This is a genomic window from Leclercia sp. UBA5958, from assembly GCF_002430365.1.
In the GTDB taxonomy this organism is placed as follows: domain Bacteria; phylum Pseudomonadota; class Gammaproteobacteria; order Enterobacterales; family Enterobacteriaceae; genus Enterobacter; species Enterobacter pneumoniae.
On sequence record NZ_DJCE01000002.1, the window covers coordinates 19,736 to 40,525 of the forward strand.

General features: G+C 57.0%; 21 protein-coding genes and 1 pseudogene. 11 read left to right on the forward strand and 11 right to left on the reverse strand.

Going from position 1 to position 20,790, the window contains the following annotated elements:
- Positions 1 to 34: 34 nt before the first annotated feature.
- The 5 genes from B2Q93_RS03500 to yihU are packed head-to-tail and all read right to left on the reverse strand — an operon-like array spanning position 35 to position 6,543.
- Positions 35 to 1,417 (reverse strand): MFS transporter, encoded by a 1,383-nt coding sequence (locus B2Q93_RS03500; protein ID WP_046886179.1) that lies wholly within the window; start codon positions 1,415 to 1,417, stop codon positions 35 to 37.
- A 45-nt stretch (positions 1,418 to 1,462) separates the two neighbouring features.
- Positions 1,463 to 3,487, reverse strand: coding sequence for an alpha-glucosidase (locus B2Q93_RS03505; RefSeq protein WP_286931822.1), 2,025 nt, complete (start codon positions 3,485 to 3,487; stop codon positions 1,463 to 1,465).
- Between the two features lie 16 nt (positions 3,488 to 3,503).
- Complete coding sequence (gene yihS / locus B2Q93_RS03510) at positions 3,504 to 4,745, reverse strand: sulfoquinovose isomerase (RefSeq protein ID WP_286931823.1); 1,242 nt, start codon at positions 4,743 to 4,745, stop codon at positions 3,504 to 3,506.
- 14 nt (positions 4,746 to 4,759) lie between these two features.
- Positions 4,760 to 5,635, reverse strand: a complete 876-nt coding sequence (gene yihT, locus B2Q93_RS03515; protein WP_006179115.1) for a sulfofructosephosphate aldolase — start codon at positions 5,633 to 5,635, stop codon at positions 4,760 to 4,762.
- A gap of 17 nt (positions 5,636 to 5,652) precedes the next feature.
- On the reverse strand, positions 5,653 to 6,543 hold the full coding sequence (gene yihU / locus B2Q93_RS03520) for a sulfolactaldehyde 3-reductase (RefSeq protein ID WP_233804108.1): 891 nt from the start codon (positions 6,541 to 6,543) through the stop codon (positions 5,653 to 5,655).
- Between the two features lie 155 nt (positions 6,544 to 6,698).
- Between yihU and B2Q93_RS03525 the strand changes: the two genes are divergently transcribed.
- The 7 genes and pseudogenes from B2Q93_RS03525 to B2Q93_RS21220 all read left to right on the forward strand — a co-directional run.
- Positions 6,699 to 7,595, forward strand: coding sequence for a sugar kinase (locus B2Q93_RS03525; RefSeq protein WP_286931824.1), 897 nt, complete (start codon positions 6,699 to 6,701; stop codon positions 7,593 to 7,595).
- A 34-nt stretch (positions 7,596 to 7,629) separates the two neighbouring features.
- Entirely contained in the window at positions 7,630 to 8,421 is a 792-nt protein-coding gene (locus B2Q93_RS03530) for a DeoR/GlpR family DNA-binding transcription regulator (RefSeq protein WP_286931825.1), read from the forward strand.
- Positions 8,422 to 8,539: 118 nt separating this feature from the next.
- A complete protein-coding gene (gene yihX / locus B2Q93_RS03535; RefSeq protein ID WP_040077957.1) occupies positions 8,540 to 9,139 on the forward strand; it encodes a glucose-1-phosphatase in 600 nt (199 codons plus the stop codon).
- Positions 9,133 to 10,014, forward strand: a complete 882-nt coding sequence (locus B2Q93_RS03540) for a virulence factor BrkB family protein (protein WP_046886184.1) — start codon at positions 9,133 to 9,135, stop codon at positions 10,012 to 10,014. The genes yihX and B2Q93_RS03540 overlap by 7 nt, the downstream gene beginning before the upstream one ends.
- A complete protein-coding gene (gene dtd, locus B2Q93_RS03545) occupies positions 10,011 to 10,448 on the forward strand; it encodes a D-aminoacyl-tRNA deacylase (RefSeq protein WP_040077961.1) in 438 nt (145 codons plus the stop codon). Before B2Q93_RS03540 ends, dtd begins: the two co-directional genes overlap by 4 nt.
- A 44-nt stretch (positions 10,449 to 10,492) precedes the next feature.
- Positions 10,493 to 11,434 carry a fatty acid biosynthesis protein FabY gene (gene fabY / locus B2Q93_RS03550; protein WP_046886185.1) on the forward strand — a complete coding sequence of 314 codons (942 nt, stop codon included), beginning with the start codon at positions 10,493 to 10,495 and terminating at the stop codon, positions 11,432 to 11,434.
- Between the two features lie 29 nt (positions 11,435 to 11,463).
- Positions 11,464 to 11,577 (forward strand): annotated as a pseudogene (locus B2Q93_RS21220) (PIN domain-containing protein); the annotation flags it as partial.
- Between the two features lie 56 nt (positions 11,578 to 11,633).
- On the opposite strand, the gene fdhE reads toward B2Q93_RS21220, so the two are convergent.
- Genes fdhE through fdnG form a run of 4 tightly spaced genes read right to left on the reverse strand, consistent with a single transcriptional unit; the run spans position 11,634 to position 17,157 of the window.
- Entirely contained in the window at positions 11,634 to 12,563 is a 930-nt protein-coding gene (gene fdhE / locus B2Q93_RS03555; RefSeq protein WP_286931826.1) for a formate dehydrogenase accessory protein FdhE, read from the reverse strand.
- Positions 12,560 to 13,195 (reverse strand): formate dehydrogenase cytochrome b556 subunit, encoded by a 636-nt coding sequence (gene fdoI, locus B2Q93_RS03560; protein WP_008501832.1) that lies wholly within the window; start codon positions 13,193 to 13,195, stop codon positions 12,560 to 12,562. Before fdoI ends, fdhE begins: the two co-directional genes overlap by 4 nt.
- Positions 13,192 to 14,094, reverse strand: a complete 903-nt coding sequence (gene fdxH / locus B2Q93_RS03565) for a formate dehydrogenase subunit beta (protein WP_010436855.1) — start codon at positions 14,092 to 14,094, stop codon at positions 13,192 to 13,194. The genes fdoI and fdxH overlap by 4 nt, the downstream gene beginning before the upstream one ends.
- 12 nt (positions 14,095 to 14,106) lie before the next feature.
- Complete coding sequence (gene fdnG, locus B2Q93_RS03570) at positions 14,107 to 17,157, reverse strand: formate dehydrogenase-N subunit alpha (protein WP_212478581.1); 3,051 nt, start codon at positions 17,155 to 17,157, stop codon at positions 14,107 to 14,109.
- A 382-nt stretch (positions 17,158 to 17,539) separates the two neighbouring features.
- On the opposite strand from fdnG, the gene fdhD reads away from it, so the two are divergent.
- The 3 genes from fdhD to B2Q93_RS03585 all read left to right on the forward strand — a co-directional run bounded on the left by fdhD (position 17,540) and on the right by B2Q93_RS03585 (position 19,107).
- Positions 17,540 to 18,376, forward strand: coding sequence for a formate dehydrogenase accessory sulfurtransferase FdhD (gene fdhD / locus B2Q93_RS03575; RefSeq protein WP_233804103.1), 837 nt, complete (start codon positions 17,540 to 17,542; stop codon positions 18,374 to 18,376).
- Between the two features lie 114 nt (positions 18,377 to 18,490).
- On the forward strand, positions 18,491 to 18,703 hold the full coding sequence (locus B2Q93_RS03580) for a YdgH/BhsA/McbA-like domain containing protein (protein ID WP_040077971.1): 213 nt from the start codon (positions 18,491 to 18,493) through the stop codon (positions 18,701 to 18,703).
- Between the two features lie 191 nt (positions 18,704 to 18,894).
- Complete coding sequence (locus tag B2Q93_RS03585; RefSeq protein WP_286809601.1) at positions 18,895 to 19,107, forward strand: YdgH/BhsA/McbA-like domain containing protein; 213 nt, start codon at positions 18,895 to 18,897, stop codon at positions 19,105 to 19,107.
- Positions 19,108 to 19,148: 41 nt separating this feature from the next.
- Here the strand turns inward: B2Q93_RS03585 and B2Q93_RS03590 are convergent, their stop codons facing one another.
- Positions 19,149 to 19,472, reverse strand: a complete 324-nt coding sequence (locus B2Q93_RS03590; protein ID WP_040077973.1) for an AzlD domain-containing protein — start codon at positions 19,470 to 19,472, stop codon at positions 19,149 to 19,151.
- Entirely contained in the window at positions 19,472 to 20,131 is a 660-nt protein-coding gene (locus B2Q93_RS03595) for an AzlC family ABC transporter permease (protein ID WP_040077975.1), read from the reverse strand. Before B2Q93_RS03595 ends, B2Q93_RS03590 begins: the two co-directional genes overlap by 1 nt.
- Positions 20,132 to 20,233: 102 nt before the next feature.
- Between B2Q93_RS03595 and B2Q93_RS03600 the strand changes: the two genes are divergently transcribed.
- Positions 20,234 to 20,782: a helix-turn-helix domain-containing protein gene (locus B2Q93_RS03600; protein WP_046886190.1), complete on the forward strand. Its 549-nt coding sequence runs from the start codon at positions 20,234 to 20,236 to the stop codon at positions 20,780 to 20,782.
- Positions 20,783 to 20,790: the final 8 nt, after the last annotated feature.

A 20,790-nucleotide genomic window follows, 5' to 3' on the forward strand; every position in this document is an offset into this window, starting at 1 on the left:
TCTGCGCGCCCCGCAGGGCGCGCGCTCAAGTCATTCAGGCCGTACGTTTGCGCAGCTCAATTTCTTCCACGATGCGCACATACATCTTCTCGTTGAGGTTGTAGAAGCAGCCCATCGCCACGATGGTGATGACCGCCAGCAGGCTCGGGTAGATAAATATCAGCTGCCGTAGCCCTTCAACCGTTCCGTCAGACTGCACCACGTTGGGCACATAGCCGATTTGCGTCAGCATGATCCCCGGGAAAAAGCCCGCCAGCGCCTGGGAAACCTTACGGAAGAAGGTAAACCCGGTATAGACCGTCCCTTCGGAGCGCACGCCGGTGCGCCACTCGCCGTACTCCACGGTATCGGACACCAGCGCCCAGTTCAGGCTGTTCACAAACGCGGAGCCGAAGAACGCCAGGCATGAGAACGCCACAAAGCTCACCGAGCCGCCGCCGAAGAAGTAGTTGAGCAGATCGCCGGCCACCCAAATCATCAGCCCGCTGATGTAGACCTTTTTCTTACCGAAACGACGCACCGCGCCGGGCATCATAAACACGCCGATAAAAATACAGCCCATGCTGAAGAAGCCCATGTACGACAGCAGGATCGGGTCGTTCAAAACGTACTGCGTGTAGTAGACCTGGATGGCGAGTTTGACGTTAAAGGCCCCCAGCGTGCAGAGGTTGGCAATACAGAGAATAAACAGCGGGCGGTTGCCGGCGATGGCGCGAAACGACTGCAGCAGGCCCGGTTTTTGTGCGGGGTTAGCGGGCTGCGCCTCGACGTAGCGCTCGGTCACGCCCTTATAGCACCACCACATAAAGAACAGCCCGAACAACGAGAACAGGGTGGCGGCAAAGATATAGCCCAGCTGATCATTGCCTTCAATCAGGTTCATCACCGGGACAAAGCCGACGGTACACAGCAGCAGGCCCAGCGTCGCGCCGCCCTGACGCCAGGCCGCCAGCGCGGCGCGCTCGTCCGGGTTTTTGGTAATGGCGGGTACCATGGCGCCGTAAGAGCAGTTCATCATGCTGAAGAACAGGCCGTACAGCATGAACAGCACCGTCGCCATCACCGTTTTGCCGGTTATCTCAAACGGCGTGCCGACGAAGTTTGCAATCGCCAGCAGCGTGACCGGAAACGCCGCATAGAGCACGAACGGGCGGAATTTGCCCTTCGGCCCGATCTTGCGCCGGGAGTCGAGCATGATCCCGGTGCCCATATCGGTAAAGGCGGTAAAGAACTTGGCGATCAGGAAGATAATGCCGCCGTAGGTGCCAGGCAGGCCCAGCACGTCGGTATAAAACTTCAGCAGGTACAGCGTGCCGATATCCAGCAGGATGTTAGAGCCGAGATCGCCCATCCCGTAGGCGAGTTTTTCTTTAAACGGCAGGCGTAGGGTTGCCGGATCAGAAGTATGTTGACTCATTATTGTTCTCCGTCTGCCCGCAGGTCTCCCTGCGGGCGAGCCTTATCAGATATGACGTAAGGTGCTAAACAGATCTGCCCATTCGCTTTGCTGGCGATAGAAGACCGGAGTTTTGCCGAGCGGGGCTTCGACGGTAACGTCACCGCCCTGACAGGTTTCTCCCGTCCAGGCATTCACCCAGGTGTCCTGTGGCAGGTAGAGGATCCAGTCGGTGCGGCCCTCTTCGTGAACGGGTGCCACCAGCAGATCGCGGCCAAGCAGGTATTGATACTTCAGCGTGTAGGCGCGCGCGTCGTCTTCGTAGTGCAGGAACAGCGGGCGCATCACCGGCAGGCCCGTTTTAGCGTTCTGCGCAACCGCGGCTTTGATATACGGCTTCAGCGTGGTGAAGACCCTGGTCATCCGCGCGAAGTGGGCGATGGTTTCGGCGTCGGCGTCGAACTGCCAGTTATCGCCAGGGCGGTTGCCTTCGTGGGTACGCATCATCGGCGTGAAGGCGCTAAAATCGCACCAGCGCAGCAGCAGCTCTTTGCTGCGCTTCATCCCGAACAGCGTGGTATAACCGCCGATATCGCTGTGGTGCAGGCCGTGGCCGGTCATCGCCAGCGAGAGCGCCGCGGGAACAACCGAAGCCAGGCCATCATCGAGGCTCCAGTCGACGTTCTGATCGCCCGCCCACATCATCACCGAGTGCTTCTGGCTGCCGGTATAGCCCGCGCGCATAAAGAACAAGATCTCGCCAAGCTTGCCGGTCTCCTCCAGCGCCTCGTAGTTACATTTCGCCCACAGCGCAGGCCAGGCGTTATGCATAATTTCCGCGCTTACGCCGTTATGCAGGAAGGTGTCGGTCGGCAGATACTCGCCGAAATCGGCCATCCAGCCGCCGCAGCCCAGTTCAATCAGGTTCTTTTTGATGACCTCTTTGTACCAGTCATAGGCTTCGGGGTTGGTCAGGTCGATAACGCCCGCGTAAAACTCGCCGAATTCGACGTGGTAATCCTTACCCTCGGCGTTTTTCGTCAGATAGCCGCGTTTCGCTGCTTCTTCGCACAGGTCGCGATCGCTGGCGACGTACGGGTTGATGTAGGAGAGGAACTGCACGCCTTCCTGTTTCCATTGCGGAATGCGGGTATCCAGCTGCGGATAAAGCTCGCTGTTCCACTTCCAGTTCCACATCACGCGTTTGCCGAAGGAGGTCATGCGAATGCCGGACCAGTCCTGCGCCCAGATACCGTTCACCTTCACGCCGCCGTTACGCATGGCGTCGAGCTTCTGCTGACACACGTCGGTGCCGCCCTGAATGCCGAGCGTCACGCCATCATAAACCCAGTCCGGCAGTGCCGGCTGACGGCCCAGCAGGGCGGTGAGTTTTTCTAGCAGATCGACGTAGGTTTCTGCACATTCGAAGCGCAGCGTGGCGTTATCTTCCCAGAAAGCCAGCTCATGGTAGTCCGGCGCGCTGAAGTCGAAGTTCATGTAGCAGCTGTTATCGACGTGGCAGTAGTACTTCTGGGTGCTCACAAAGGTGGGTTGCGGGAAGAAGGTCCAGTAGTAGTCGCCCCCGGCGTTCTCTTTGCAGTCGGCCTGCCAGGTGACGTAAGTTTGCTTGTTACGCCCCACGCCCTGCTCGCTGGTCCACAGCGGGAACGGCTTGCCGCGCAGGTCAAAGTAGGAGAACTGCTCTCCGCAGCCGTAGATATGATCCTCCGGCTGCGCTGCCAGCCGCAGCCAGATGCGGTTATGGCTGGTGGCGTCGTTTTGCAGCCTGAGTTCCAGGCGACCTTCTGCATCCACACCGATCCGCAGCGTGGCACTCACCGTGTCGCCGCGGGTGAAGCGGATCGCCCAGCCCGCCTCTTGCTGCGTCACCGTCGCTTCGGTCAGCGCGATCTTCTCATTCAGGTTGTCTTTGATGCTGAAGTTGCCGCGAAACATCTCTATATCCGCCTTACCCGCACCGATCCACAGGCAGGGCGCATCGGCGGAGTGGGAGACAATCAGGCGGTCCTGCCAGCGCAGGGTGAAACCTGTTTCAGTTTTCTTTAAATCAATACTGTGTAGGGTACGCATATAAACTCCGTTTTTATTATTTAGCCAGGCTGTCCAGCAAACCGGCGGCGACAGCAGGGGCTAAGCCCGGTGCCAGCGGCAGGCGGGGGATCACCAGGCAGTGCAGCAGATGATAGATATCCTGCTTGCCGTCCCAGACTTTGGTGGTCACTTCGTTATTGGTATCCAGCTCCTGCCACCACGAACCGTTTTCGTAATCCATCAGGTATTTGATGCAGTAATCCCACCACGTCTGATACCACGCCTCGTACTGTGCCTCGCCGGTGACCGTATAGAGCGCATAAGCCGTGCCCATCGCCTCGACGATCGGCCAGCGCACGCGTTCGCGCACGATAGGCTTGCCGTCCCAGCCCACGGAGTAGACAAAACCATCGGCCCCGTCGGACGCCCAGGCATCACGGATGGTGGCGTGGAACAGGCCTTTCGCATCTTCCAGCAGCCACGCTGGCGGCGTTTCAAAGCGGGCTTCCAGCGCGGCGCGCAGGTGTAGCATCAGGCGGCCCCACTCGATCCAGTGGCCCGGCGTGCCACCGTAGGCGCGAAAGCGGTGGGCGGGGTTATCGATGTTGTAATCGCGGATCGGGTTCCAGTGAGTGTCGAAATGCTCGTTAACGCGATAGTCTCCCTTGCGCGCCACGTCGTGAATAATCACCGAGGCAATGCGCAGGGCGCGGTCGAGCCATTTACGATCGTGCGTCACGTCATAGACGATCAGGAAGGCTTCCACGGCGTGCATATTGGCGTTACCGCCGCGGTAATCTTCGGTCTTGCTGAACGCTTCATCCCAGGATTCGAGGCACATCTGCTCCTCTTCGCTCCAGAAGTAGCGCTCGATCACCGCAATGGCCTCGTCGAGAAGCGGGCGCGCCTGCGGGTGGCCGGTGGTGACGGCGCTTGCCGCACCCAGCAGCACGAAGAAGTGCTGATAACCCTGCTTGGAGGCGTCGATCACGCCCTCATCGTTAACGCAGGCATACCAGCCGCCGTGCTGACTGTCGCGCAGCGGGCCGTTCAGGGCGTTGATGCCGTGCTCAACCAGCGCATACGCGCCAGGACGCCCCATGTTGGCGGCAACCGCGTAAACGTGCAGCATGCGGGCGGTGATCCACAGGTGGGTGCCCATATCGCTATGCACCTGGCCGTTATTGCCCAGCCAGCCGAAGCCGGTCGGCACGGCGGCATTTTTACCGAAATCGAGAATGCGGTCGGTCTCTTGCTCAAGCCAGCGGTTGTGGCTCAGGGTGTTAAACCATTTCATGTTCAGCTCCTTTCTTAACGGCGAGCCATCATTTCGTCGACGATCTCACCCAAACGCTGCAATTTCGGTACAGAAATATCGCGAAGCATCATTTCGGTGTCCGGCAGACCCACCACCGACGACCAGACGGCCCGACCAGCAAGGAAACCGGATGCGCCCGCCTGCATGGCAACCTGTACCGCGCGGGGGAAGAGTTTGTCGTCCACGCCGGAGGAGAGGATCACCCACGGCATGGCGATGTTCTCGTTCAGCTTCTGCGAGGCGGTCAGCAACGCCTGCTGAGAACCTTTGCCGAACAGGGGCATCTCCACCTTGTAGAGGTCGGCACCGCTGTCGCCGAGCTCTTTTGCCGCCTCGATAATCGCCTGTTCGCGGTTAAAGGTGGCCCCGCGACGCGGCGGGCGAACAACGGGCTCGATAATGCTCAGCAATCCGTTGTCGTGACACAGCTGGTTAAACGCCTTCACCATCTCCAGACGCTGCTGCGGATCTTCGTCGCTGCGCCAGAGCACCAGCAGTTTCAGCGCCTTGCCGCCGTCGCGTTTAACCGCCTGTGCGTCGATATTTTTATCAATCACCACGCTGTCGACCGGAATACCGTTCCCCGGAATAAACTCGTCGGCGGCCACAATCATTGCGCAGCTTTTGGCCACCGCCTGCTGCTCGACGATCTGGCGATAGCAAAACTGCTGGTCGACCAGGATCGCAGAGGCATACGGCGAGAGGATTTTGGCCGCGTTGACCTTAAAATCGGTCAGGTGTTGGTCGCTGACCGGCACCGGGGCACCCGCCGCGGCAAACATCAGGCGCATCGCCTCGCGCTGGTCAACGGCCAGCATTGCAAAACCGCCGGAAGGCCGGGTGATATCGTTCAGGGTGTACGTCGTCATTTCTCAATCCTTTCCTGTCAGTGTGTTTTTTTCAGCCCGGCGGATGCTCGAACCTGTTCAAGAATGGCCGTCCAGTCTTCGCGCCCGCGTCCGGCGGCGCGCGCCTGGTTGTAGACCTCGCGGGATGCGGCACCCAGCGGCATCGGAACGTGCAGCTGGTTTGCGACATCCAGGGCGATCCCCAGATCTTTATGCGCCAGGTCGATCATGAAGGCGGGCGTAAGATCGCCCTTCAGTACCTTGTTCGGCCAGGAGGTGGTGAAGTGGCCTTTACCCGCTGGTGTACCGCTCATCACCTTCAGCGCGACATCGAAGGAGAGGCCGAGCGCTTCACACAGTACGGCCGCCTCGGCGGAAAGCGCGTTAAGGGCGATGCTCATGTAGTTGTTAATAAGCTTCACGCGGATCCCCATGCCCGGACCTCCCGCATTGACCAGCTCGTTGCCCATCGCCATCAGCACTGGGGTGGCGCGCTCAACCTGCTGCGCCGTGCCGCCTGCCAGCAGGAGCAATGTCCCGGCGATGGCATGGTCAGAGGTGCGTCCGACGGGAACGTCCATCATGCTGAAACCTGACTCAGCCATTTCGCCGATCAGGGCGTCGGTTTGCAGCGGGTGAATGGTGGACATATCAATGACCAGCGCGTCGCGGGATAACCCTTCACACACGCCCTGCTCGCCAAAGAGCACCGAGCGCACCAGGTCGCCGTTTGGCAGCATGGTGATGACAAACTCGGCCCCTCTTGCTGCCTGTTCAGGCGTTTGTGCTGCCTGCGCGCCGCACTCCACCAGCGCCTGTACGGCCTGCGGGTTCACGTCGAAGACGCAAAGCGAATGGTCGTGCTTCAGCAGATTCTTCGCCATTGGCGCGCCCATCTGCCCTAAACCGATAAATGCGATTGCTGACATCTCTCTCTCCTGTCACATCGTGTCAAGTATTGCGCGTTTTTGTTGTCTGTTTTTGATCGTATTTGTAATTTATAGTCGAAAAATTGACACGGGTCACTTTTTAAACATTTGGTGAAATTAAAATGAGAGCATCAGAAAACGCATAAGGATTGACCATGACTCGCATCGTTTGTGTCGGCATTACCGTGCTGGATCGCATCTGGTATCTCGATGATTTGCCGAAAGAAGGGGGAAAGTATGTCGCGCAAAACTATACGGAAGTGGGCGGCGGCCCGGCGGCAACGGCGGCGGTGGCTGCAGCGAAGCTCGGGGCAAGCGTGGACTTTATTGGCCGGGTGGGTGATGACGATACCGGCAACCGCCTGCTTGCGGAGCTGGAGTCCCTGGGGGTGAAGACGCGTTTTACCCGCGTGGTGAAGGGGGCGCGCTCTTCGCAATCGGCGGTACTGGTGGATGCGAACGGGGAGCGGATTATCGCTAACTACCCCAGCCCTGACCTTCCGCCAGACGCGGACTGGCTTGCAGATATCGATTTTTCACAGTGGGATATGGTGCTGGCGGACGTGCGCTGGCACGACGGTGCCAGGCAGGCGTTCACCCTGGCGCGCCAGCTGGGGGTGCCAACCCTGCTTGATGCGGACGTCACGCCGCAGGACATTGCGGAGCTGATTGCGCTAAGCGACCATGCGGCCTTTTCCGCACCGGGCCTGCGGCGTTTAGCGCAGCGGGAGAATACCGTAGAGGCGCTTAAACAAGCACAAATGCTCACAAATGGTCATATTTACGTGACCCAGGGCAGTGAAGGGTGCTACTGGCTGGAGAGTGGGCAGCTTTGCCATCAGCCAGGATTCAGCGTGGATGTGGTGGATACCACGGGCGCGGGGGATGTTTTTCACGGTGCGCTGGCGGTCAGCCTGGCGCAGCGCGCGCCTGCACAGGACGCCGTGCGCTTTGCCAGCGCGGTCGCGGCGCTGAAGTGTACCCGCCCCGGTGGACGTGCGGGGATCCCCGACTGTGATCAAACCCGCTCTTTCTTGTCACTTTTTGTATAAAATGCTCAACGTGATGGTTTTCAAAGGACAACCCATGAGCCTTACCGAATTGACCGGTAACCCGCGTCACGATCGGCTGCTTACGCTTATCGCTGAACGTGGCTATATGAACATCGATGAACTGGCGCAGCTGCTGGATGTCTCGACGCAGACGATACGACGGGACATTCGTAAGCTGAGCGAGCAGGGGCTGATCACGCGTCATCACGGTGGCGCGGGGCGGGCGTCAAGCGTGGTCAACACGGCCTTTGAACAGCGCGAAGTCTCCCTGACGGAAGAGAAGCGGGCCATTGCCGAAGCCATAGCCGATTACATTCCCGATGGGTCTACCGTGTTTATCACCATTGGTACAACGGTGGAGCACGTTGCGCGGGCGTTGCTCAACCATAACCACCTGCGCATCATCACCAACAGCCTGCGGGTGGCGCACATTCTCTACAAAAATCCGCGCTTTGAGGTGATGGTGCCGGGCGGGACCTTGCGCCCGCATAACGGGGGCATCATCGGGGCTGCCGCCACGGCGTTTGTCTCGGGCTTTCGGGCGGATTACCTGGTCACCAGCGTCGGGGCGATTGAGCAGGACGGTGCGATGTTGGAGTTTGATGTCAACGAGGCCAGCGTGGTGAAAACGATGATGGCCCACGCCCGACACATTTTGCTGGCGGCCGATCACACCAAGTACCACGCCTCGGCTGCGGTCGAGATTGGCAACGTGGCACAGGCGACAGCGCTCTTCACCGACGAAGGCCCGGGTGCCGCGCTGCAAACCCATCTCAGATCCAGCAAAGTCGAAGTGGTTGTCGTGAGCGACCCACTGCCGGGTTAATACCTCTCACGGCCCGACATTCTGGTCGGGCTGTGCCTTTCTCTAAGCTGAATCTGGCGCATAGCCAAACCTTCTCTTTCCCGCTACAGTTACTTTTCACGGCGAAAAGGAGATAAACATGCTTTATATCTTTGACTTAGGAAATGTAATCGTCGATATCGATTTTAATCGGGTGCTGGGCGCATGGAGCGATCTGAGCCGTGTCCCGCTGGCGACGTTAAAGCAAAATTTCACGATGGGCGAAAGCTTCCATCAGCATGAGCGCGGCGAAATTAGCGACGAACTCTTCGCTGAAAAACTGTGCCATGAAATGGAGTTGCCCCTCAGTTATGAACAGTTTTCACTCGGGTGGCAGGCGGTATTTGTCGCGATCCGCCCGGATGTGATCGACATCATGCATAAACTTCGCGAACAGGGACATCGGGTCGTTATTCTGTCGAATACCAACCGCCTGCATACCACCTTCTGGCCTGACGAATATCCGGAAGTGAAGGCCGCAGCAGACCACATTTACCTCTCCCAGGAGATGGGCATGCGCAAACCGGAAGCGCGAATCTACCAGGCAGTGCTGCAGGCAGAAGGTTTCACGGCCAGCGATGCCGTCTTTTTTGACGATAACGCCGATAATATAGAGGGCGCTAGCCAGTGTGGTATGACTTCCATTCTGGTGACCGGAAAAGAGACGATACCGAACTACTTTGCGAAGCTGTTATGTTAAAAACTGTTCATCAAAAAGCGGACCACCACACTCGGCCTTTCCGGGCCTGGATAAAACTCCTCTGGCACCGTATCGATGAGGACAACATGACTACCCTGGCGGGAAACCTTGCCTACGTGTCACTGTTGTCTCTGGTGCCGCTGGTGGCCGTTATTTTTGCCCTGTTTTCCGCCTTTCCCATGTTTTCGGACGTGAGCCTGCAACTTCGGCATTTTGTTTTTGCGAACTTTATTCCCGCCACCGGCGATGTCATCCAGAATTATATTGAGCAGTTTGTCGCTAATTCCAGCAAGATGACCGCGGTAGGGGCATGCGGGCTGATCGTTACGGCATTACTGTTAATGTATGCCATTGATAGTGCGCTGAATACTATCTGGAGAAGTAAGAAAGCACGCCCTAAGGTCTACTCTTTCGCCGTCTACTGGATGATCTTAACCCTTGGGCCGCTGCTGGCGGGTGCCAGTCTGGCGATAAGTTCCTATTTGCTCTCGCTACGCTGGGCCAGCGATCTCAACAGTATGATTGATGATGTGCTGCGGATCTTTCCCCTTATCCTCTCGTGGCTCTCTTTCTGGCTGCTCTATAGCGTCGTGCCAACGACCCGCGTGCCAAACCGCGATGCTGTCGTGGGGGCGCTGGTGGCGGCTGTGCTCTTCGAATTGGGTAAGAAAGGCTTTGCCCTTTACATCACGATGTTCCCGTCTTACCAGCTGATTTACGGCGTACTGGCAGTGATCCCCATTTTGTTTGTCTGGGTTTACTGGACCTGGTGTATCGTCTTGCTAGGCGCCGAAATAACTGTCACTCTCGGGGTCTACCGCGAACTCAAACAAGAAGCACTGGCTGAAAAACAACGAGAAGCAGACCAACCATGATTGCATTGATTCAACGCGTAACCCGTGCCAGCGTCACCGTGGAGGACGAGGTGACGGGTGAAATCGGCCCAGGACTTTTGGTGTTGTTAGGTGTCGAAAAGGATGACGACGAACAAAAAGCCAACCGCTTATGTGAACGTGTGCTGGGTTACCGCATCTTCAGCGATGCCGACGGGAAGATGAACCTCAACGTGCAGCAGGCAGGCGGCAGCGTGCTGGTCGTTTCCCAGTTTACGCTGGCGGCCGATACCGAGCGCGGTATGCGCCCAAGTTTTTCTAAAGGCGCTGCGCCCGATCGTGCTGAAGCACTCTATGAATACTTTGTTGAACGTTGTCGCCAACAAGACATGCATACGCAAACCGGACGATTCGCTGCAGATATGCAGGTTTCGCTGGTGAACGATGGCCCTGTCACCTTCTGGCTGCAGGTATGAGCCAACTGGCGGCGTGGCCGCGGTTAACAAGAGAGAGTACACCTATGTATCACCTTCGAGTACCGCAAACGGAAGAAGAGTTAGAGGTCTATTACCAGTTCCGCTGGGAGATGCTGCGCAAGCCGTTACATCAGCCGAAAGGTTCAGAGCGCGATGCCTGGGATGCCATGGCGCACCATCAGATGGTGGTCGATGAAGAGGGTAACCTGGTCGCCGTCGGGCGTTTGTATATCAACGCAGATTATGAAGCCTCCATTCGTTTTATGGCGGTGCACCCCTCCGTTCAGGACAAGGGGCTAGGCACGCTGATGGCAATGACCCTGGAGTCCGTTGCGCGTCAGGAAGGGGTTAAGCGCGTCACCTGTAGCGCCCGCGAAGATGCCGTGGAGTTCTTCGCCAAGCTTGGTTTTGTTAATCAGGGCGAAATTACCGCGCCGCAAACCACGCCGATCCGCCACTTTTTGATGATCAAACCTATCGCTACCCTGGACGATATTCTTCACCGTGCCGACTGGTGCGGACAACTGCAGCAGGCCTGGTATCAACATATCCCCCTCAGCGAAAAGATGGGCGTACGTATCCAGCAGTATACCGGGCAAAAATTCATCACCACCATGCCGGAAACCGGCAACCAGAACCCGCACCATACGTTGTTTGCCGGGAGCTTGTTCTCGCTGGCAACGCTCACCGGCTGGGGACTGATCTGGCTGATGCTGCGTGAGCGTCACCTCGGCGGCACCATCATCCTGGCAGACGCCCACATTCGCTACAGTGCGCCAATTAGCGGCAAGCCAAGCGCAGTGGCCGATCTGGGCGCCCTCGGCGGCGATCTCGACCGCCTGGCGCGTGGCCGCAAAGCTCGCGTGCAGATGCAGGTCGAGCTTTTCGGCGATGAAACCCCGGGCGCGGTATTTGAAGGCACTTACATTGTTCTGCCTGCGAAGCCTTACGGCGCATACGAAGAGGGCGGGAACGAGGAAGAGTAGCGCCTTAATGGCTAACGCCACCAGGCTGAAATGTCATGCTCTGCGAGAAGCATGGAATGAAACTGCCGGATGCCATTATTCTGGCCACGGCGCAGAGCAAAAATTGCCCGTTAATTTCACGCAATAGTCAGGATTTTTCAGGGCACCTTACCACCTGTAGGCCGGGCAACTCTGTGCCGCCCGGCGCTGTTACAGGAAGCTACTCCCCTTCACCCGGGAACATAAACGGGTTAATCGAGCTGCGACCAAAGCCTTCTTGCTCCATTCGCGCATCCAGCACTAACGTTGCCAGATCGTCCGCTACGGCTTCAACTTTCGGGTCTTTTTCCTGATACAGAATCTTCAGGTAAGTGCCACAGTCGCCGCAGCTTTCAGCTTTCACCGCCGCCTCTTCGTTTTCCAGTGACCAGTAGTTGAGATCGCGGGTCTGCTCGCAGTTGCTGCATTTGATACGCACCACGTGCCACTCGGTCTCGCACAGGTTGCAGTGCAGATAACGCAGCCCTTGCGTGGTACCAATTTGCACAATGCTGGTGACCGGCATAGAGCCACACACCGGGCAGAACTGGCGCGCTTCGCCGTATTCGGCCCGAGCCTTGCCCGGAATCAGGCTGGCCATTTGTGCCCAGTAGAGCGACAGCGCGGCCCAGATAAACGGCGCTTTATCACTGCTGACCAGCGAGAAGTCAGAGGCGAACAGCGCGCTCGCCATCTCTTCCAGCTCCAGGTCAGAGGCTTTTTCCAGGTTCTCAATGACCGCCAGCGCCGTGCCGCTCATTTCCGGCTTCAGCTCGGCAATCAGCGAATGCAGCAACTTATGCCAGTGCTTGTCGCGCGGCAGGACATGAATATCCAGCGGCGGCTTGCCCTGCGCATTGGCCTCTTTAATGCGCGCGGTGAGGTCCATCTGCAGCGGATGGTCGTACAGCACCACCTCCTGCGCATGGGCGACCAGCGCCGCAAAGCGCAGAAAATCGCCCAGTGGGTTGCTCGCGGCCAGTTCGCGCAGACGCTCTGCGCGGCGGTTATAGAGGTTCTTGAGTCTGGGGAATAACAACGGCGGAATGTAATCCGCCGTGCGTTTCTCGCTCGAACCCAGCTCATCTTGCGGGATTATGCGAATACTCATTCAGATGACTTTTCCTGTTTCTGGCGGACTTCACGGTACCAGCGCGGGTGATGTTTCTTCGCCCACGTACTGGTTACCCATCCTTCCACCATCGCGGTAATGGTGCCTTTCACCCAGAGGGCGGCGTAAATATGCACCATGATAACCACAATTAACGCCACTGCGGCAAATGAATGCAGCATCAGCGCGAATCGGATAACCGGGATTGAGAAAGCAGGCGCAAAGTACGGACGCCAGATGATCACACCGCTGACCAACAACAGGACCAGGAAGATAATCGCCGCCCAGAATACGCATTTCTGGCCGAAGTTATAACGCCCGGTATCACCTACTTCCTCGTTGACGACGATCTTACGAATATTCTTCGCCCAAAAGATATCATCCCGATTGATTAGGTTATGGTGCCAGTAGCGGAAAAACATAATGATGAACGACGCGAACATGATGACGCCAACAAACGGGTGCAGTATACGCGCCAGCTGTGGTGTTCCCATGATCTGCATCAGCCAGTTGAAGGACGGGAAGAAGAATCCCAGTCCGCTTATCGCCGCCAGCATGAAGCAGAAGGCGGTGACCCAGTGGTTGATGCGTTCCGGCGCGGTATAGCGCACGATGGTGTCACGTTTTCTCATTTGCGCACCTCGTCTTTCTCTTCATGCAGGTTGTCGTCTTCCTCTTCCGCGCGGTTCGGACCGACGCCGACGTAGTGGAAGATGCTCGCTGCGAAGGTGGCAGCAAACCCGACCGCTGCCAGCGGTTTCCAGATGCCTTTCCAGAACTTCACCGTGGCGCTGATTTCCGGGTTCTCCGGCAGACCATGATACAAATTCGGCTTGTCGGCGTGGTGCAACACGTACATGACGTGCGTCCCGCCCACCCCGGCCGGATCGTACAGGCCCGCGTTGTCGTAACCACGGGTTTTCAGCTCGCCCACGCGCTCTGCCGCCAGCGTCTTCATATCCTCTTTGGAACCAAAGTGGATAGCCCCCGTTGGACAGGTCTTCACGCATGCCGGCTCCTGGCCGACGGTAACGCGATCAACGCACAGCGTGCATTTGTAGACACGGTTGTCTTCCGGGTTCAGTCGCGGCACGTCGAACGGACAGCCTGCGATGCAGTAGCCGCAGCCAATGCACTGCTCGGACTGGAAGTCGACGATGCCGTTGGCATACTGAATGATAGCCCCTTCCGACGGACAGGCTTTCAGGCAGCCTGGATCCGCACAGTGCATACAGCCATCTTTGCGGATCAGCCATTCCAGTTTGTCGTTCTGCTCCACTTCCGAGAAACGCATCACCGTCCAGGACTTGGCGGTCAGGTCTGCCGGGTTGTCGTACACCCCAACGTTGTGCCCCACTTCGTCGCGGAGATCGTTCCACTCCGAGCAGGCCACCTGACAGGCTTTACAGCCGATACAGGTGGTCACGTCGATAAGCTTTGCCACTTCCTGCTGGTGGTCCCGCGCCTGAGGCGCGGGCGTGAAACTGTTTGTCGCGGAACGACGGATAATGTCTTGAGATTGATAAGCCATAGGTCGTCTCCGTTACACCTTTTCCACGTTCACGAGGAAGGCCTTAAACTCCGGCGTCTGCGTGTTCGCATCACCGACGAACGGCGTCAGGGTGTTCGCAATAAACCCTTTCTTCGCCACGCCCTCGTAACCCCAGTGAATCGGGATACCGATGGTATCCACTTCCTGACCGTGAACGTTCAGCGTGCGAATACGCTTGGTCACCACCGCCTTGGCCTTGATATAGCCACGGTTAGAGGAGACTTTCACGGTATCGCCATGGGCAATGCCGAGCTTGTTCGCCAGCTTCTCGCCGATCTCCACAAACTGTTCTGGCTGCGCGATAGCGTTAAGCAGCGCGTGCTTGGTCCAGTAGTGGAAGTGCTCGGTCAGACGGTAAGTGGTGCCCACGTACGGGAACTTGTCTTTTTTACCCAGCGCCTCAAAGTCGCCCTTGAAGATACGTGCGGCCGGGTTAGAGACCACGTTCGGGTGCAGCGGGTTGGTGCCCAGCGGCGTCTCAAACGGCTCGTAGTGTTCCGGGAATGGCCCTTCCGCCATCTTATCGATAGCAAACAGACGTCCCATCCCTTCAGGCTGCATGATAAACGGCCCAACATCGCTGCCTGGTGCGGCGGTGCTGTAGTCCGGAATATCCACGCCGCCCCACTTCGCGCCGTCCCACTTCAGTAACTGACGCTTCGGATCCCACGGGTTACCCTGCGGGTCAGCGGAGGCACGGTTATAGAGAATGCGGCGGTTCAGCGGCCACGACCATGCCCAGCCCAGCGTATTGCCGAGGCCCGATGGGTCGGCGTTATCGCGGTTGGCCATCTGGTTACCTTTCGGCGTCCAGCTCCCGGCAAAGATCCAGCAGCCGCTGGACGTCGTGCCGTCGTCGCGCAGGTGCGCGAAGGTACTGAGCTGATCGCCTTTCTTCGCCAGAACCACACCGGTGGCAGGATCGATAACGTCCGCCAACGCCTTACCGTTGCTCTCCATCGCCACCTCTTCCGGGGATGGGTTCTCCGGCGTGGAGTAGTTCCAGGTCATGTTCAGCACCGGCTCTGGATTCGCGCCGCCTTCAGAGGCGTACATCTTACGCAGGCGTAAGAAGATACCGGCCAGGATCTCGCCGTCGTTCATGGCAATGCCCGGGGCGTCCGCCCCTTTCCAGTGCCACTGCAGCCAGCGCCCGGAGTTAACGATAGAGCCGTTCTCTTCCGCGAAGCAGGTCGAAGGCAGACGGAACACTTCGGTCTGGATTTTTGACGGATCGACGTCGTTTGACTCGCCGTGGTTTTGCCAGAAGGTCGAGGTTTCAGTATTGAGCGGGTCAATTGTCACCAGGAACTTCAGTTTCGACAGGGACTCGACAACCTTGTTTTTGTTCGGGAACGACGCCACCGGGTTAAAGCCCTGGCAGATGTAGCCGTTGACCTGGCCCTGGTGCATCATTTCGAAGTACTGAAGCACGTCGTAGCCTTTGTCCCACTTCGGCAGCCAGTCAAAGCCCCAGCTGTTTTCCGCCGTCGCTTTGTCACCGAAGAAGGCTTTCATCATCGAGACGAAGAACTTCGGATAGTTGCCCCAGTAGTTCACCTGGCCTTCGAGCAGCGGTTTTGGCGTGCTGGCCGTCAGGTAGGTTTGCAAATCTGTCTGTTTTTCGCTTGGCAGGTTCATATAACCGGTCAGGCTCTGCGACAGCAGGCCGAGGTCGGTCAGACCCTGAATGTTGGAGTGACCGCGCAGGGCGTTCACGCCGCCGCCTGCCATCCCCATGTTACCGAGCAGCAACTGAACCATCGCCATGGTACGGATGTTCTGCGCGCCGATGGAGTGCTGCGTCCAGCCGAGTGCGTACAGGAACGACGCGGTTTTGTCTTTCGCGCTGGTTTCGGCGATCAGCTCGCACACCTTCAGGAAGTCCGCTTTTGGCGTTCCGCAGATGTTTTCGACCACTTCTGGCGTATAGCGGGAGACGTGCTCTTTCAGCAGGTTCCACACGCAGCGCGGGTGTTGCAGGGTCTTATCGCGCTTCGCAAAGCCGTTCTCATCCAGCTCGTAGTTCCAGCTGGTTTTGTCGTATTTGCGTTTTTCGGCGTCGTAACCGCTGAACAGGCCATCTTCGAAGTGGTAATCCTCACGCACGATCAGGCTGGCGTTGGTATAGGCTTCGGTGTACTCGCGGTTATATTTTTCGTTGGTCATCAGGTACAGCAATACGCCTGACAGGAAAGTGATGTCAGTACCTGAACGAATAGGGGTGTAGAAATCCGCCACTGACGCTGTACGCGTAAAGCGGGGATCGATCACAATCAGTTTCGCACCGTTGTGGATTTTGGCTTCCATCGCCCAGCGGAACCCGACAGGGTGCGCTTCAGCGGCGTTACCGCCCATCACCACAATAAGGTTGGCGTTCTTGATGTCGACCCAGTGGTTGGTCATCGCACCGCGACCAAATGTTGGAGCAAGACTTGCTACCGTTGGTCCGTGTCAGACACGCGCCTGGTTGTCGACCGCGAGCATACCGAGTGCACGCGTGAATTTCTGGGTTAAATAGCCGGTTTCGTTGCTGGAGGCCGAGGCACACAGCATTCCGGTGGAAAGCCAGCGGTTAACGGTGACGCCGTCTGTGTTCTTCTCAATAAAGTTAGCATCGCGGTCTTCTTTAATATGTTTCGCGATGCGGTCAAACGCCTCTTCCCAGCTAATTTGCTGCCATTTATCGGAGCCTGGCGCGCGGTATTCCGGGAATTTCAGACGGCTTTCGGAGTGGATAAAGTCCACCAGACCTGCCCCTTTCGGGCATAGCGCGCCACGGTTGACCGGGTGATCCGGGTCACCTTCAATATGGAAAATAGATGCTTTGGCGTTTTTGGCACCGTCGCCGAGGCTATACATTAACAGCCCACAGCCGACGGAGCAGTACGTACAGGTATTACGGGTTTCGCGGGTGCGCAGCAGTTTGTACTGCCGTGTTTCCGCCAGCGCTACGCCGGGGGCAAAGCCCAGCGCGGCTGCCGTTGTGCCTGCCATACCGCCAGCGCAGATCTTAAAGAACTGCCTTCTGCTGACCTGCATGGGTCACTCCTTGGTTCATTACGACATTGCTTTGTAGTTTTATTTTGCGGTTAAGAATTAACCGCAAATGAGAAAATTTGCGTTAATCCCTCATTTACACGAGGGGTTTGACCAGAATACCACAATGTCGGTACGCCTGTTCCAACGGCGTTAAAACAAAGTGAACGTATTATCACTATATTGATTATAAAGCGTGACATTAGTCACAAAATTAACCCCTGATGTTATGGGGATGTTTATGCGTCCGGGTTGTGTCACTCCGAACGGAGTAGGTAAACTGAGGATAAATGGAGGCTGAAAAGTTGATCCATACTATGCGCGAGGCCTGCACTTTATGGTGCAATAGCAGGCTTCTCCCTCGTGGTTGCTCAGGAAATACGTTGTGTCAAAACCGAATCGTGATATCCGCCCCTCATCGCTGCCTGCTGGCGTGGTTGAGCAACGGGTATACAGACCCCCTCATATTAACGATGCGATCCCCGATTTTTTGGCAGAAGAGGTACCCGTTGCACTGGTTTACAACGGCATTTCCCATGTGGTGATGATGGCCACTCCTAAGGATCTGGAGCTTTTCGCCATCGGTTTTTCATTATCGGAAGGTATCATTACGCACCCGCAGGAGATCTACGGCATGGACGTCGTCCCGGCCTGTAACGGCCTTGAGGTGCAAATCGAACTCTCAAGCCGCCGTTTTATGGGACTCAAAGAGCGCCGACGTGCGCTGGCAGGGCGAACCGGCTGCGGCGTATGCGGTGTTGAACAGCTTAACGATATTGGCAAACCCGTGGTGCCGCTGCCTTTTACGCAGCGTTTTGAACTCACTCACCTTGATCATGCTCTCCACCATCTCAACGATGTGCAACCGATAGGGCAGTTAAGCGGATGCACACATGCCGCCGCCTGGGTATTGCCGTCGGGTGAGATCGCGGGTGGGCATGAAGATGTCGGACGCCATGTGGCACTGGATAAACTGCTGGGCCGCAGAGTGAATGAGAGTGAAGCCTGGCAGCAGGGAGCTGCGTTAGTTTCCAGCCGCGCCAGCTACGAGATGGTGCAAAAAGCGGCCATGTGCGGCGTTGAGATCGTGTTTGCGGTATCCGCTGCCACCACCCTGGCGGTAGAGGTGGCCGAGCGTTGCAACCTGACGCTGGTAGGGTTCTGCAAACCGGGAAGAGCCACAATCTATACCCATCCGCAGCGCTTAATTGTTAATCAGTAATTTTGAATATTGTGAGCAAATCCTTCCGCTTTCAGTAGTCCGTGTAAGGGCCTATTATTTATCACATCAAGGCACAACGCCTTACACAGACAACTAACTTAAAGGGTTTATATCATGAAAAGCATCAAAACTTTTGTTGCAGTAATCGCTCTGGCTACCTCTTTCGGTTCTTTCGCAGCCCAGTCAATAACCGCCTCCGCCAGCACCATCGACGGCGCTGAAGCGAAAATCGCCGCCCAGGCACAGCAGGCCGGTGCGTCTTCTTACACCATCACTCAGGCCTTCACGGGTAACCGCGTGCACATGACCGCAGAACTGAATAAATAAGAGCAAAGCATTTGTCGAAAGAGCGCCCCCGGGGCGCTTTTTTTGTTTTGGCGATCCGCTGATTTATTGTTCAGTAATTTTGATTTATTAAAGCAAATCCTTCCGCTTTCAGTTGTTGATGTTCAGGCCTATTATTTATCACATCAAGGCACGGCGCCTTACACAGACAACTAACTTAAAGGGTTTATATCATGAAAAGCATCAAAACTTTTGTTGCAGTAATCGCTCTGACTACCTCTTTCGGTTCTTTCGCTGCCCAGTCGGTTACCGCCTCCGCCAGTACCATCGACGGCGCTGAAGCGAAAATCGCCGCCCAGGCACAGCAGGCCGGTGCGTCTTCTTACACCATTACCCAGGCCTTCGCCGGTAACCGCGTGCACATGACTGCAGAACTGAATAAATAAGAGCAAAGCATTTGTCGAAAGAGCGCCCCCGGGGCGCTTTTTTAGTTTATGCCTGCCAGGCGTAATAACGCTGTTACCACCGCCGCGGCGATGATCACGAAAATCAACGGCACCTTGCGCCAGGCAAGGAATACCGCAAAGGCCACGCCCAACACCCGCGCCATCCCCGAAAAGTGCTCTCCTTCATAGAAGGTGGTCGCCAGCGCCACCGAAAACAGCAATACGGTTGCTGCATCCGACAGCAGCGCCTGGGAGCGTTCAGATAACGCTAACCGACTGCCAAGTTTCGCCCCGCCAAGCCGCATCAGGTAGGTGCCCGCCGACAGCAGGGCGATACCAAGAATAAAGACGGTCATGTTTTCCATTATTTCTTCCTCGTGGCGAGGCCAAACAGAGAGAGCAAGACGGGCAGGCCCACCGGCGCAAAGGGTACCGCAGCCAGCGACAACGCCGCCCCGCTAAAGGCACGAATAAGCGTGGTGCGGTTTTTAAAGGCGGGAACCACTAACGCCAGTAAAATGGCCGGAAACACTGCATCCAGCCCGATGGTTTCCGGCTCTGGCAGCAGTTTGCCGACCATCGCCCCCAGCAGGGTGCCCAGCGGCCAGATAATTGCCACACCCAGCCCGCAGAGCCAGTAGGCCGCTTTGCGCTGTTCTGGCGTTTTTTGTGACAGGCCAAATACCACGCTCTCGTCATTCATAATGTGACAACCCAGCAAGCTCGCGCCGCGCTGGCCCACCAGCTCGCGCACGGTAACGCCAAAAGGCACATGGCGCGCGTTCACCAGAAGACCCGCGGCAGCGGCAGCGAGTGGATTGCCGCCGCTGGCCACAATCCCGATAAACATAAATTCAGAGGCGCCCGCCAGCACGGAAATGGAGAGCAAAAACGGTACCCAGAGGGGGAAGCCATACGCCATTGCCAACGAGCCGTAAGACATCCCTACAACGCCAACAGCCAGACAAACCAGCAGAATGGCCTTTATCGTGTCGCCTTTCAGGCAGGAGAAATGTGGTTTCATACAATTTTAGCCATATCGAACGTATATCCATTATAATGAACGCATCATTGTAGTTTATCAAGATGAACGATTCGTTCGATTTATAGAACACGAGGCCGTTTTATGACGCAGCCAATAAGCGTAATCGCCAAAAGCCTGGTGCGGGAACGTATGCGAACCGGACTTTCTCTGGCGGAAATTGCTCGCCGCGCCGGGATCGCCAAATCTACCCTGTCGCAGCTGGAGTCCGGAAACGGCAATCCCAGTCTGGAGACCTTATGGTCACTTTGTGTGGCACTGGATATTCCCTTTGCGCGCTTGCTTGAGCCACAGCAACCTATTACCCAGGTTATTCGCCGGGGAGAAGGGACGAAAGTGATTGCCGAGCAGGCAAACTATGAGGCAATTTTGTTAGCCACCTGCCCGCCAGGCGCACGACGTGATATCTATATGCTGGCGGCTCAGCCGGGCGCAGACCGTATTTCGCATCCGCATCCACCCGGTTCGGTTGAGCATATTGTTATCACTCAGGGACGGGCAGTGGTGGGCCTGACCGATGCGCCGGAAGAGCTGGGCGAAGGGGATTACATTTGTTATCCCGCCGATCGGCCGCATATTTTTAAAGCCCTTGAGCCAGATACGTTTGCGCTTATGGTGGCGGAACAGAACTAACTTTCAAG